Origin of the sequence: Brevundimonas sp. NPDC007368 (assembly GCF_042869015.1) — a bacterium.
Lineage (GTDB): Bacteria > Pseudomonadota > Alphaproteobacteria > Caulobacterales > Caulobacteraceae > Brevundimonas.
This window is the reverse complement of sequence record NZ_JBIAFA010000003.1, coordinates 61629-73541: the sequence shown is the minus strand read 5'-3', so window position 1 is coordinate 73541 and position 11913 is coordinate 61629. Positions and strand designations below refer to the sequence as shown.

The following is an 11913-nucleotide window of genomic DNA, read 5'->3' as shown; positions in this document are numbered from 1 at the left end:
CATGTCTTTCCTGCACGAAACCCTGACGCAGACGGTAGCCGCCGGCGAAAAGCGGCTGACGGTCGACGCCGCCATCGTGGCCAAGCTGGCCGACATGGCCGGCGATCTGGCGATCAACCTGACGATCGCCGCGCTGATCTTCGCCGTGACCCTGTTCGTCGCCCGTTGGGCGTCCGGGGTGACGCGGAGGGTGCTGGGGCGGATGCGGGCGTTCCGGCACGACCAGACGGTGCTGAGCTTTGCGGCCCAGGTCGTGCGTGTGGTGGTCATCATCATCGGTTTGATCGCCGTGCTGCAGCGTCTGGGCGTGCAGACGACCTCCATCATCGCGGTTCTGGGCGCGGCCTCTCTGGCGGTGGGTCTGGCCCTTCAGGGCACGCTGTCGAACGTCGCGGCGGGGGTCATGCTGCTGGTGCTGCGCCCCTATCGCGTCGGCGAGGTGATCGACGTGGGCGGCGCCTCGGGCACGGTGCAGAAGCTGGACCTGTTCACCACCCAGTTGTCGAACGCCAACAACCACAAGATCGTCATTCCCAACTCCAAGGTGCTGAGCGACGTCATCATCAATCTGACGGGTCAGCGCACGCGCCGGATCGAGATCAAGTTCACGGTCGGCTATGGCGAGAACCTGAAGGACGCCTGCGACGTGATCGCCGGCGTGGCCACTGCGCACGACAAGGTGTTGAAGGATCCGACGCCCTGGACGGGCGTGACGGCCCTGCTGGACAGCTCGGTCGAGGTCACCCTGCACGCCTGGGTCAATGTCGCCGACTGGTGGCAGAGCCAGGCCGACCTGATGCAGGGCGGCAAGGAGGCGCTCGACGCCGCCGGAATCGAGATACCCTTCCCGCATCAGGTGGAAGTGCCGGCCAAGGACGCCCAATTCGCCCGCATCGTCATGGCGCCGGCAGAACAACAGGAAGACTGACGCGTGCGTTACGACTTCGGATCGGACAACACGGCCGGGATGGCGCCCGCCGCTCTGGAAGCCCTGGCGGCGGCCAACGGCGGCTTCGCGCGGGCCTATGGCGCCGACGAGATCTCGGCGCGGGCGGCGGATCAGATCCGCCAGCGGCTGGACGCCGACGCCGAGGTGCGCTTCGTCTTCAGCGGCACGGCGGCCAACGCCATCGCCGTCTCCATGCTGGCCCAGCCCTATGAGGCGGTGCTAACGCATCATGCGGCCCATATCTGCACAGACGAGACCGGGGCGCCCGGCTTCTTCGGGCATGGCGTCGGCCTGATCGGATTGCCAGGCTACTCGGGCAAGATCGACGGGCTGGCCCTGCGCGCGGCGCTGGAGGAGCCGGTGGTCGGCTATCGCCAGCCGGCGGCGGCGCTCAGCGTCACCCAGGCGACCGAATACGGCGCGGTCTATTCCGAAGAAGAACTGCGCCACCTGATCGAACCCGCCAAGCTGGCGGGACTGGGCGTCCATATGGACGGAGCGCGGCTGGCCAACGCCGTCGCGGCGGGCTTCGACCTGAAGGACATTCCGCGTCTGGGCGTCGATGTTCTGGTGTTCGGCGGGGCCAAGGCGGGCGCCAACTGCGCCGAGGCCCTGGTCATCTTCAACAAGAGCCTGACACGACGGATCGACAATCGGCTGAAGCAGGCCGGGCAGACGGCCTCCAAGGGGCGGTTCCTGGCGGCGCCGATCCTGGGCCTGCTGGAATCGGGCGCCTGGGAGACCGGGGCGGCCCACGCCAATCTGATGGCCCAGCGTCTGGCCGAGGGGATCGAGGAGCGCTCGCCCTTCGTCCTGGCCCATCCGGTCGAATCCAACGCCGTCTTCGTGCGGATGCCCGAGGAGGCGCATCAGAGACTGAACGCCTTAGGTTGGGCCTGCTATCAGTTCGACGACGGGTCGGTGCGGTTCGTCTGTTCCTGGGCGACGCCCGAAGGCGCGGTTGATGAACTTCTTGAAGCCATAGTGAGCCTGAACTGAATGTCGCTTTCGCTCCGGCCAGGCGCGGCCCATATGCTGGAGCATGGCAATGCGCGGTGAACGATCCGGCCGACGGGGCGACTCCACGGTTAAGGCGATGGCCGCCGGACAGGCCGAGGTGAAGCAGGAGGCGCCGCCGACCCTGCAGGCCCTCGGCGATCTGCTGCGCGTGGTTGGTCGTTCCGGCGCGCCGCAACTGCATCTGCGGATCGCCGGCGCCATTGGCCTGACACTGGCGGGCAAGGCGCTGGGCGTGGCGGCCCCTCTGATTCTGGGCGCGGCGGTCAATCATCTGGCGGCGGGGCAGGGCGCGGCGGCGGCCGTGGGCTGGGGTTTCGCCGCCTTCGCCGTGGGCTGGGCTCTGGTGCGCTTCCTGTCGGCCGCGACGCCGCAGCTGTCGGACGTGGTGTTCGCTCCAGTTCGAGCGGCGGCCCAGCGCAAGACGGCGGCCGAAACCTTTGCCCACGCTCTCAGCTTGTCGCTGGACTTCCACCAGACCAAGCGCTCGGGCGCCCTGTCGCGGACCATGGATCGCGGCTCGCGAGCCGTGGACTTCCTGCTGCGGATCCTGGTGTTCAATCTGGGACCGACCGTGGTCGAGCTGGTGCTGGCGGCGGCGGTGCTGAGCGGCAAGTATGACTGGCGTTTCGGCGCGGTGGCGATCGGGGTGGTGGCCGTCTATGCGACCGCCACCTTCGCCATGGCCAACTGGCGGCTGGAGCATCGCCGCGCCATGAACGCGGCCGACAGCGAGGCGGCGGGCCTGTCGGTCGACGCCCTGCTGAACTATGAGACGGTCAAGTCGTTCGGGGCCGAAGGCCGCGCGGCCGAGGCTTATGACCGGTCGCTGTCGACCTATGTGGATGCGGCGCTGAAGGCCAACACCTCGCTGGCGACGCTGAATCTGGTCCAAGGCCTGATCATGAACGTCGGCCTGGGCATCATGGCCGTGATGGCCGGGTTCGAGGCGGCGGCGGGTCGCATGGGGCCGGGCGACGTGACGGCGGCGGTGCTGATCATGATCTCGCTGTATGCGCCGCTGAACATCCTGGGCTTCGCCTATCGGGAAATCCGTCAGTCCTTCATCGACATGGAGGAGATGCTGAAGGTGACGCGTCAGGCGCCGCAGGTGGCCGATGCGCCCGAGGCGGTCGCTTTGCCGCGTCCCGCCAGCGGCTGCGGGGCTGAGGTCGTGTTCGACCATGTCGGCTTCCGTCACGATGCACGGGCGGCGGGACTGGACGATGTCAGCTTTGTCGTTCCGGCAGGGACGACCACGGCCCTGGTCGGGCCGTCGGGGGCGGGCAAGTCGACGATCGTCAAACTGGCTCTGCGTCTGCTGGATCCGCAGGAGGGCCGCGTGCTGATCGACGGCCATGATGCACGATCGGTGACGCAGGCCTCGCTGCGCGCGGCGGTGGCCCTGGTGCCGCAGGACGTGGCCCTGTTCAACGACAGCATCCGCGCCAACATCGCCTTCGCCCGGCCGGACGCCGACGAGGCGGCCATCTGGGCGGCGGCCGAGGCGGCGGAACTGGCCGACTTCATCCGCGACCTGCCCGAAGGCATGGAGACGCGCGTGGGAGAGCGGGGTCTGAAGCTGTCAGGCGGCGAACGTCAGCGCGTGGGCATCGCCCGCGCCCTGCTGGCCAATCCCTGCATTCTCATTCTGGACGAGGCGACCAGCGCCCTGGACAGCCGCACCGAGGCCGCCATCCAGAAGACGCTGCGAAAGGCGCGGGCGGGTCGGACGACCCTGGTGGTGGCGCACCGCCTGTCGACCGTAGCCGACGCCGAGCAGATTCTGGTGCTCAAGGCCGGGCGGATCGTCGAGCGCGGGGCCCATCACGAGCTGGTGGCGCGTCAGGGCGGGGAATACGCCAGCCTGTGGCGCAAGCAGACGCGCGGCGCGAAGAGCCAGATTCAGTCGGCGGACTGACCGCCCGGGACCTTGGCCTTCAGCACGTCCTTGAGGCTGGCCAGCACCTGGGTGCGGGCCTCTGCGGCCTCGGCCGGCAGGGTCAGCAGCAGGCGCAGGGCCTGGGCGTGGACGGTGACGATGCGCCAGTCGAAGGGCTTGTCCTCGGGCGCGGCGTCGATCAGGTCGCACAGGTTGGCGGCGGCGGCGCACAGGTCCTTGAGCTCGAAAGGACCGGCGGCGTCAATCACGGCGCTGGAATGGTCGTAGGCCTTATCAAGAAGGCGGTTGGACTCCTCGAGCGTGGCGGCGGGCTGAAGCGCGGCCAGCGCCGAGACCTGTTCTTCGATCACCGCGCGGCTGCGGTCCGCCATCTCGGCCAGGTTGGCCTTGGCCTGGGCCAAGGCGACGCCGGCGCTGACTCCGCCCGGCTGGTCGATCAGGGTTGAGAGGCGCGAACGACGGCGATTGTGCGTGATGACGGTCATAGTTCGATCGACGCTCTGCGTTGGGCTTCGAATTCGGCCTTGCGGATTTCCTCGGAACGGCGCTCGGGCCCCTCCCAAGGTACGGAGTGGAAGCGACGATCAGGCCCGAAATAGTCGCCGACTTCAAGGAAGGGGCGGGCGTCGCGGGCGACCCAGACGATGCGCTCCAACAGCACCCCGGCGCTGAACGGCTTGGTGATCAGGAAGTTGGCGCCGCAGTCGCGGGCCTCGCTGACCTTGGAGCGGCGCACGTGGGCGGCGGTCATGATGACCGGGGCGAAGGCGTTGGGCTCCAACCCCGAACGGCGCAGCCAGCGCACGAACTCATAGCCGCTCATGCCCGGCATCTCGCAGTCGACCAGGATCAGATCGACCGGGCGATCGCGCAGGACGGCGATGGCCTGGGCGGCGCTGCTGCAGGCGTGACGCACCTTGATGCCGAAGCCGAGCAGGGCCTGGGCCGTCAGTTCCAGGGCGAAGGGCGAATCGTCGATGACCATGGTCACCGCGCCCGCGAAGTTGAACACCGCGCTTTCGCGCAGGGATTCGCCGACCCCGTTCATGCCGCGCATGACAAGGCCCCGAGGTTCAGGAGGGGCGAGAAACCGATTCGCATGGCGTCAGCTTCGGCGGCGCGAAGCCGCCGTGCAATGAGCGATCAGCCCAGACGGCCGATGGCGTAGAAGCGGTCGGCGCGGGCCTTGCGGATTTGCTCCGCCGACAGCGACGACAGCGACTTCAGCTCGTCTTCCAGCACGTCGCCGACGGACTTGATGGCCTGGTCGCGAGCGGTGTGGGCGCCGCCCATGGGCTCGGGGATCACGCGGTCGACGATCTTCATCGCCATCAGGTCGGGGGCGGTGATCTTCATGGCCATGGCGGCGTCCTTGGCGCGCGAGCCGTCGCGCCACAGGATGCCGGCCGCGCCTTCCGGCGAGATGACCGAATAGATCGAATGCTCCAGCATCAGCACGCGGCTGGCGGCGGCGATGGCGATGGCGCCGCCCGAACCGCCCTCGCCCGTCACCGTGGCGATGGAGGGCACGCCCAGGGTCAGCCCGCGCTCGGTCGAGCGGGCGATGGCCTCGGCCTGACCGCGCTCTTCGGCGCCCAGACCCGGATAGGCGCCGGCGGTGTCGACGAAGGTCAGGACCGGCAGGCCGAACTGCTCGGCCATGTCCATCAGGCGGACGGCCTTGCGATAGCCCTCGGGGCGGGCCATGCCGAAGTTGTGGGTGATGCGCGTCTGGGTGTCGTGACCCTTTTCGTGGCCCATGACCACGACCGGCTGGCCGCGGAAGCGGGCCAGACCGCCGAGGATGGCCTGGTCGTCGCCGAATTGACGGTCGCCGTGCAACTCCACGAAATCGGTGAAGAGGCCGTCGATGTAGTCGATGAAGTGCGGGCGCTGCGGGTGGCGCGCGACCTGGGTGCGCATCCACGGGTCGAGGTTGGCGTAGGTCTTCACCCGCAGGGCGTCGGCCTTCTTGCGAAGAGCTGTGATCTCGGTCTCGAACGAGCCGCTGGTCGGGGCCAGATGCGACAGCTCCGCGATCTTGGCTTCCAGCTCGGCGATGGGCTTTTCGAATTCGAGATAGTGCGTGGCCATAAGGCGTCCGTGAGGAGAAGCGCGGTTGGCGCTACGGAAAGCGGCGGAAACTAGTGCGGGGAACGCCGTGGGGCAAGCCGGGTTCAGTCGTCCTTCGCCAAGGGGTGCCTGGAATGGACGACCTGGGCCAGTCGGTCGGTGGCGACGTGGGTGTAGATCTGGGTGGTCGAGATGTCGGCGTGACCCAGCAGGGTCTGGACCACGCGCAGGTCGGCGCCGCCTTCCAGCAGGTGGGTGGCGAAGGCGTGGCGCAGGACGTGGGGGCTGACGCGGGCAGGGTCGATATTGGCCGCCAGCGCCGCCTGATCCAGCAACTGGGCGAAGCGGCGGGGCGTCAGGTGGCCGGTCTTGCCGTGAGAGGGAAAGAGCCAGGCGCTGCCGGGCGTGTTCGGCTTGCGCGCGGCGTCGCGGGCGTCGAGCCAGGCCTTGATCGCCTCGCGCGCGGCGGCGTTGAGGGGAGCCAGCCGTTCCTTGCCGCCCTTGCCGCGGACGATCAGATAGGCGGGGTCGCGACGCACGGCCTCGACCTTTAGCGCCAGCAGTTCGGACACGCGCAGCCCTGAGGCATAGGCCATCTCGACGAGGGCCACGAGGCGCAGCCCCGCCGCGCTGTCGGCGGCGCCGGCGGCGGCGAGAAGCGCTTCTATCTCGTCGCGGCTGAGGGTCTTGGGCAGGCTGCGGCCCTGTTTGGGGGCGTCGATGCGACGGGACGGGTCGTCGCTTCGCCAGCCCTCGCCGAGAGCGAAGCGGTAGAACTGACGCACGGAGGAGCGTCTGCGCGCCGCCGTGGCCGCCGACAGGCCGCGCCGGGACAGGTCGGTGAACCAGGCTTCGACCGCTTCCTGAGACGCGCCCATTAATCCGCCGGCGTCGCCCAGCCAGGTTTCGGCGTCGGCCAGGTCACGGCCATAGGCGGACAGGGTGTGGGGCGACGCGTCGCGCTCGACCGCCATCATTTCCAGAAAGGCCTCGACCTGGGGCGTCATGCGGCGTGCTCAACACAGGTGTGGAGCGAACGGCCGGGTCGTGTAGAGAATAGCAGAACCATGCCTGCCGACGCCTCGCCCGATTCCTCGCCTCTGTCGCCGTCCTTGACGCCCGACCGCACCATAACCCTGGTGGGGCTGATGGGCGTGGGCAAATCGACGGTGGGTCGCCGACTGGCGCAGCGGCTGGGCCTGCCCTTCCACGACGGCGATCATGAGATCGAGACCGCCGCCGGCATGAGCGTCAGCGAAATCTTCGCCAGCCGGGGCGAGGCCGAGTTCCGGTCTGGAGAGGCGCGAATCATGCGCCGTCTGCTGGAAGGCCCGCCGATCGTCCTGGCGACCGGCGGCGGGGCCATGATGAACCCCGAGACGCGGGCCCTGATGAAGAAGCACTCGGTCAGCGTCTGGATGCGCGCCGACCTGAAGGTGATCGCCGAACGGGTGCAGCGCCGCGACACTCGGCCCCTGCTGCGTGGACGCGATCCGCTGGAGGCCCTGAGCCAGTTGGCCGAGGCCCGCTATCCCATCTATGCGGAGGCCGATCTGACGGTGGACGTCGGCGGCGGCTCGCACGGCCAGGCGGTCGAGGCGATCATTCGAGAACTGCGGCGCCACGCCCGCGAGGAGAGGCAGAAATGACGACGACGATCCCGGTCGGGGGCGAGGGCTTCGCCGCCTATGAGGTCGTGGTCGGGCGGGGGCTGCTGAAAGAGGCGGGCGCGCGGGTTGGAGCCCTGAAGCCCACGCGGGCCTTCATCGTCAGCGACGAGACCGTCGCGGCCATTCACGGCGAGACGGTGCGCGCCTCGCTGGAGGCTGCGGGGCTGGCGACAGGCGTTGTGACGGTTCCGGCGGGCGAGGCGTCCAAGTCGTTCGAACAGCTTCAGGCGGTGCTGGACCGGCTGCTGGCCGAGGGGCTGGATCGCAAGAGTCTGGTCGTGGCTTTGGGCGGCGGCGTCGTGGGCGATCTGGCCGGGCTGACGGCGGCCCTGTTCATGCGCGGCATCGACTTCGTGCAGGTTCCGACGACCTTGCTGGCCCAGGTGGATTCCTCGGTCGGGGGCAAGACGGCCATCGACACGCCGCGCGGCAAGAACCTGATCGGCGCCTTCCATCAGCCGCGACTGGTGCTGGCCGACATCGAGGCCCTGGCCACCCTGCCGGTGAGACAGGTGCGTTCGGGCTGGGCCGAGGTGTTGAAGCACGGGCTGATCTGCGACGCCGCCTTCTTTGACTGGCTGGGCGGAGAAGGGAAGGCGGGCGCCGAGGGCGATCCCGACGCCTTGGAGCGAGCAGTCATCCGATCGGTCGAGATCAAGGCCCAGATCGTCGGCGAGGACGAGAAGGAGACGGGGAGGCGCGCCCTGCTGAATCTGGGTCACACCTTCGGACACGCGCTGGAGGCCGAACTGGGCTTTGGCGACGCCCTGACCCATGGCGAGGCGGTGGCCCTGGGCTGTGCCATGGCCTTCCGGTTCTCGGCCCGTCAGGGGCTATGTTCAGTCGCGGACGCCGACAAGGCCGAGGCGGGGATCAGGGCGGCGGGTCTGCCGACGCGGCTGGCCGACGTCGAACAGGTCTTCAACGCCGACGCCCTGATCGGGCGGATGGCGGGGGACAAGAAGGCCGAGGGCGGGCGGCTGACCCTGATCCTGGCGCGAGCCATCGGCGACGCCTTCACCGACAAGGGCGTGGACGCCAAGGCGGTGCGGGCCTTCCTGATCGAGGAAGGCGCGGCCGCGTGAAGCTGAGCCCCGTCGTTCTGGAGGACCGTTTCGTCCGGCTGGAGCCGTTCACGGCGGCGCTGGAGGGCGAGGTGAGGGCGGCCCTGGATTGCGATCCCGAGGCTTGGAGCGGCATGGTCGGCGCGGCTTACGGCGAGCATTTCGACGGCTGGTGGGCGGCGGCGCTGAAGGCCGTGGCCATCGGCTCGCGCATCGCCTTCGCCGTGCGGCGGATCAGCGACGGGGCGGTGGTCGGCACGACCAGCCTCTATGAGATCAAGCCCGAGCATCGGCGCTGCGAGGTCGGCTCCACCTTCTATCGGCCTGAGGCGCGGGGCGGGCCGGTCAATCCGGCGTGCAAGCGGCTGTTGCTGTGCCATGCCTTCGACGCGGGGGCGGTGCGGGTCGAGATCATCACAGACGCCCTGAACACGGCCAGCGCGGCCGCCATCCGCAAGCTGGGCGCGCGCGAGGAGGGCGTGCTGAAGAAGCATAAGATCACCTGGACCGGACGCGTGCGCGACACGGCGCAGTTCGCGGTGCTGGACGAAGACTGGCCCGAGGTGCGGCGTCGGCTGGACGAGCGGCTGGCGACCTTCGCCTAGTCCACGGCCCGACATTCGGTCGGTTCGCGCCCATCGGCGGTCCAGGTCGCCTGAACGCCTTTGCCGCGCAGCTCGTAACCGCTGGCGCGATACCAGATGCCGTCGGCGGCGCGTTCCTGGAACAGGTCGACGGCCTCGCCGGACGAGTTGCGCACCGTCGCCATCCGGCGCGGGTTGTCGAAATCCACCGACAGGCGCTCGCTGTTGTTGCACAGATAGACGGTGCGGATGACGCGGTTCAGGGCGCGGTCCTGAAGCTCAGCCCCGGTGCGTTTGCGGGCGGTCTGGGCTTCGACTGCGCGTTCGCGCACGGCGTCGCCGTCGGTGGGGGCTTCGCGAGGCTCGGGCCCGCAGGCGGCGACCAGGGCGGTCAGGATGAAGGCCGGAGCGGCGCGAAGGAGCAGGTGCGACAAGCGGGGGCCTCCAAGGTCAAGCTTATCGCGTCAACGCCCCGCTGCGGCGCGTGTTCCGCGTCGCGCCCGGAAGAAGGAGCGCAGGGCGTTCGCAGCGGGCTCGGCCAGAACCCCGCCCTCGGTCGTCGGTCGCCAGTGACAGGTCGGCTGGTCGAAGAAGCGCCCGCCGTGGATCACCGCGCCGCCCTTGGGATCGTCCGCCCCCCAGACCACGCGACCGATGCGGGCGTGGCTGATCGCGCCCGCGCACATGGCGCAGGGTTCCAGGGTGACATAGAGGGTGAGGTCCGTAAGGCGATAATTCTGCAACTTCGCCGCCGCATCTCGCAGGGCGACGATTTCGGCATGAGCTGTCGGATCATGGGCGGTTATGGGGCCGTTTTGCCCACGGCCAAGCACTTCGCCGGTGATTTCGTCGACAATTATCGCGCCCACGGGCACTTCGCCCGCTTGCGCCGCCGCTTGCGCCAAGTCGAGCGCCATGCTCATGAACCGCTCATCATGGATCGCCATCCCAAAGACAACGACAAGAAGCCCCGCTCCCGTCAAGATGACGGCCCGCGCGGCCCCCGTAAATTCGCCGACGCGCGCCCGGACAAGGGCGGCTTCGGAGACCGCAAAGGCCCGCCGCGCGGCGACCGCAAGGACGATCGCGGCGACAAGCCCTTCGCCAAGGGCGCCGGCAAGGGCGGCCCGAAAACCGCGAAAGAACCGGCTGCTCCGCTGCGCAGCGAGCGAATCGCCAAGGCCATGGCCCGCGCCGGCATCGCCTCGCGCCGGGAGGTCGAGCGCCTGATCGGCCTGGGCAAGGTCGCGGTCAACGGCCGTATTCTGGACACGCCGGCGACCCTGGTGACACGCGACGACGTGATCACCGTCAACGGCAAGCCGATGGGCTCGGCCCAGGCGACGCGCGTCTGGCGCTATCACAAGCCGGCCGGCCTGATCACCAGCCACAACGACCCGGCGGGCCGCCCGACCGTGTTCGACGCCCTGCCCAGCGGCCTGCCGCGCGTGATCTCGGTCGGACGTCTCGACCTGAACACCGAGGGCCTGCTGCTTCTGACCAACGACGGCGAGCTTAGCCGGGCGCTGGAAATGCCGGATACGGCCCTGGTGCGTCATTATCGGGCGCGCGCCCGTGGCCGCATCACCCAGGAGCAATTGGACAAGCTGAAGACTGGCTGCACCATAGACGGCGTCCACTACGGCCCGATGGAAGCGACCATCGACAAGGCCAAGGAGAAGGGCGAGGGCGAGAAGTCGTCGGCCAACCTGTGGATCAGCGTCTCGATCACCGAAGGCAAGAACCGCGAGGTCCGCAAGGTTCTGGAGTCGGTTGGCCTGACCGTGAACCGTCTGATCCGTCTGGCCTATGGCCCGTTCCAGCTCGGCACCCTGCCGGTGGGCGCGGTCGAGGAAGTCGGTCCGCGCGTGATCCGCGAGATGCTGGCCGACCACATCCGACCCGAGAACCTGCCGACGGGCAACACGGTCTCGACCCCCGCGCCGATCCCCGGTCGCCGCACCTCGTCGCCGATCGTGACGGGCAAGTCGGGGTCGGCCATGTCGGATCCTTCGCGCAAGCCCAGCCGCGTCCGCGCCGCCACGGAGGCGCAGGCCAACGCGGTCGACCGCCGCGAACGGCCCGCCAAGAAGGAGGGCTGGGCCAAGGCGACGCCGAAGTTCGAGCACACCAAGACCTTCAAGCCGCGCGCCCGGCCTGAAGCCGCCCAGGGCGGCGAGTGGTCGGATCGTCCGCGCCGGCCGTTCAGCCGCGAGCCTCGCAGCGACCAGTTCATCGACGACCGCCGCGCGCCGCGCGACGGCGCCAAGGGCGGGTTCAAGCCGCGTGAAGGTGGCTTTGGCGACCGTCCCAAGCGTGATTTCAAGCCTCGCGACGGCGCCACGCGTGCAGACGGCGACCGCCCGCAGCGTGACTTCAAGTCGCGTGAAGGCGGCTTCGGCGATCGTCCGAAGCGGGACTTCCAGCCCCGCGACGGTGCGCCGCGCTCGGGCGGCGACCGTCCGCAGCGCGACTTCAAGCCGCGCGAAGGCGGCTTCAGCGATCGGCCCCAGCGGGACTTCAAACCGCGTTCGGGCGGCAAGCCCGGCGGCTTCGGCGGCAAGCCGGGTGGCGGCTCGCGCCCCGGCGGCGGCAAACCCTTCGGCGGCAAGCCTTCGGGCGGTCGCGGCGGTCCGCGCGACCGCGGCTAAGG

General features: G+C 69.3%; 13 protein-coding genes. 7 read left to right on the top strand and 6 right to left on the bottom strand.

Going from position 1 to position 11913, the window contains the following annotated elements; translation table 11 throughout:
* Nucleotide 1 precedes the first annotated feature (1 nt).
* Genes ACFYLW_RS06905 through ACFYLW_RS06895 form a run of 3 tightly spaced genes read left to right on the top strand, consistent with a single transcriptional unit; the run spans nucleotide 2 to nucleotide 3887 of the window.
* Nucleotides 2-928, top strand: a complete 927-nt coding sequence (locus ACFYLW_RS06905) for a mechanosensitive ion channel family protein (protein WP_312062590.1) — start codon at nucleotides 2-4, stop codon at nucleotides 926-928.
* A gap of 3 nt (nucleotides 929-931) precedes the next feature.
* Nucleotides 932-1948, top strand: a complete 1017-nt coding sequence (locus ACFYLW_RS06900) for a beta-eliminating lyase-related protein (protein WP_312062589.1) — start codon at nucleotides 932-934, stop codon at nucleotides 1946-1948.
* 49 nt (nucleotides 1949-1997) lie between these two features.
* Complete coding sequence (locus tag ACFYLW_RS06895; protein WP_390182937.1) at nucleotides 1998-3887, top strand: ABCB family ABC transporter ATP-binding protein/permease; 1890 nt, start codon at nucleotides 1998-2000, stop codon at nucleotides 3885-3887.
* On the opposite strand, the gene ACFYLW_RS06890 is transcribed toward ACFYLW_RS06895, so the two are convergent.
* From ACFYLW_RS06890 to ACFYLW_RS06875, 4 genes are all read right to left on the bottom strand, one after another.
* Nucleotides 3872-4354, bottom strand: coding sequence for a chemotaxis protein CheE (locus ACFYLW_RS06890; protein ID WP_312062586.1), 483 nt, complete (start codon nucleotides 4352-4354; stop codon nucleotides 3872-3874). The genes ACFYLW_RS06895 and ACFYLW_RS06890 overlap by 16 nt on opposite strands.
* The gene (locus tag ACFYLW_RS06885) at nucleotides 4351-4926 is read right to left on the bottom strand and encodes a response regulator (RefSeq protein WP_312062583.1); all 576 of its coding nucleotides are present in this window, start codon (nucleotides 4924-4926) and stop codon (nucleotides 4351-4353) included. The genes ACFYLW_RS06890 and ACFYLW_RS06885 overlap by 4 nt, the downstream gene beginning before the upstream one ends.
* Nucleotides 4927-5012: 86 nt before the next feature.
* Nucleotides 5013-5963 (bottom strand): acetyl-CoA carboxylase carboxyltransferase subunit alpha, encoded by a 951-nt coding sequence (locus tag ACFYLW_RS06880; protein WP_312062581.1) that lies wholly within the window; start codon nucleotides 5961-5963, stop codon nucleotides 5013-5015.
* Nucleotides 5964-6046: 83 nt separating this feature from the next.
* Nucleotides 6047-6949 (bottom strand): tyrosine recombinase, encoded by a 903-nt coding sequence (locus tag ACFYLW_RS06875; protein ID WP_312062580.1) that lies wholly within the window; start codon nucleotides 6947-6949, stop codon nucleotides 6047-6049.
* 60 nt (nucleotides 6950-7009) lie between these two features.
* On the opposite strand from ACFYLW_RS06875, the gene ACFYLW_RS06870 reads away from it, so the two are divergent.
* From ACFYLW_RS06870 to ACFYLW_RS06860, 3 genes are read left to right on the top strand one after another with little or no spacing between them, the layout of a single operon-like run.
* Nucleotides 7010-7591: a shikimate kinase gene (locus tag ACFYLW_RS06870; RefSeq protein ID WP_312062578.1), complete on the top strand. Its 582-nt coding sequence runs from the start codon at nucleotides 7010-7012 to the stop codon at nucleotides 7589-7591.
* On the top strand, nucleotides 7588-8697 hold the full coding sequence (aroB, locus tag ACFYLW_RS06865) for a 3-dehydroquinate synthase (RefSeq protein ID WP_312062576.1): 1110 nt from the start codon (nucleotides 7588-7590) through the stop codon (nucleotides 8695-8697). Before ACFYLW_RS06870 ends, aroB begins: the two co-directional genes overlap by 4 nt.
* A complete protein-coding gene (locus ACFYLW_RS06860; RefSeq protein ID WP_312062574.1) occupies nucleotides 8694-9281 on the top strand; it encodes a GNAT family protein in 588 nt (195 codons plus the stop codon). Before aroB ends, ACFYLW_RS06860 begins: the two co-directional genes overlap by 4 nt.
* Here the strand turns inward: ACFYLW_RS06860 and ACFYLW_RS06855 are convergent.
* Together ACFYLW_RS06855 and tadA are read right to left on the bottom strand one after the other, a co-directional pair.
* A complete protein-coding gene (locus tag ACFYLW_RS06855) occupies nucleotides 9278-9694 on the bottom strand; it encodes an MliC family protein (protein WP_312062572.1) in 417 nt (138 codons plus the stop codon). The two genes, ACFYLW_RS06860 and ACFYLW_RS06855, sit on opposite strands and share 4 nt — an antisense overlap.
* Before the next feature lie 30 nt (nucleotides 9695-9724).
* Nucleotides 9725-10207 carry a tRNA adenosine(34) deaminase TadA gene (tadA, locus tag ACFYLW_RS06850; RefSeq protein WP_312062570.1) on the bottom strand — a complete coding sequence of 161 codons (483 nt, stop codon included), beginning with the start codon at nucleotides 10205-10207 and terminating at the stop codon, nucleotides 9725-9727.
* Between tadA and ACFYLW_RS06845 the strand changes: the two genes are divergently transcribed.
* The gene (locus ACFYLW_RS06845) at nucleotides 10196-11911 is read left to right on the top strand and encodes a pseudouridine synthase (RefSeq protein WP_312062568.1); all 1716 of its coding nucleotides are present in this window, start codon (nucleotides 10196-10198) and stop codon (nucleotides 11909-11911) included. The genes tadA and ACFYLW_RS06845 overlap by 12 nt on opposite strands.
* Nucleotides 11912-11913 lie beyond the last annotated feature (2 nt).

Bases quoted from the DNA above. Each gene is read 5' to 3' on its own strand.
- aroB (WP_312062576.1), top strand. From the start codon at position 7,588: ATGACGACGACGATCCCGGTCGGGGGCGAGGGCTTCGCCGCCTATGAG.
- tadA (WP_312062570.1), bottom strand. From the start codon at position 10,207: ATGGCGATCCATGATGAGCGGTTCATGAGCATGGCGCTCGACTTGGCG.
- ACFYLW_RS06875 (WP_312062580.1), bottom strand. From the start codon at position 6,949: ATGACGCCCCAGGTCGAGGCCTTTCTGGAAATGATGGCGGTCGAGCGC.
- ACFYLW_RS06880 (WP_312062581.1), bottom strand. From the start codon at position 5,963: ATGGCCACGCACTATCTCGAATTCGAAAAGCCCATCGCCGAGCTGGAA.
- ACFYLW_RS06845 (WP_312062568.1), top strand. From the start codon at position 10,196: ATGGATCGCCATCCCAAAGACAACGACAAGAAGCCCCGCTCCCGTCAA.
- ACFYLW_RS06895 (WP_390182937.1), top strand. From the start codon at position 1,998: ATGCGCGGTGAACGATCCGGCCGACGGGGCGACTCCACGGTTAAGGCG.
- ACFYLW_RS06870 (WP_312062578.1), top strand. From the start codon at position 7,010: ATGCCTGCCGACGCCTCGCCCGATTCCTCGCCTCTGTCGCCGTCCTTG.
- ACFYLW_RS06885 (WP_312062583.1), bottom strand. From the start codon at position 4,926: ATGCGCGGCATGAACGGGGTCGGCGAATCCCTGCGCGAAAGCGCGGTG.
- ACFYLW_RS06905 (WP_312062590.1), top strand. From the start codon at position 2: ATGTCTTTCCTGCACGAAACCCTGACGCAGACGGTAGCCGCCGGCGAA.
- ACFYLW_RS06890 (WP_312062586.1), bottom strand. From the start codon at position 4,354: ATGACCGTCATCACGCACAATCGCCGTCGTTCGCGCCTCTCAACCCTG.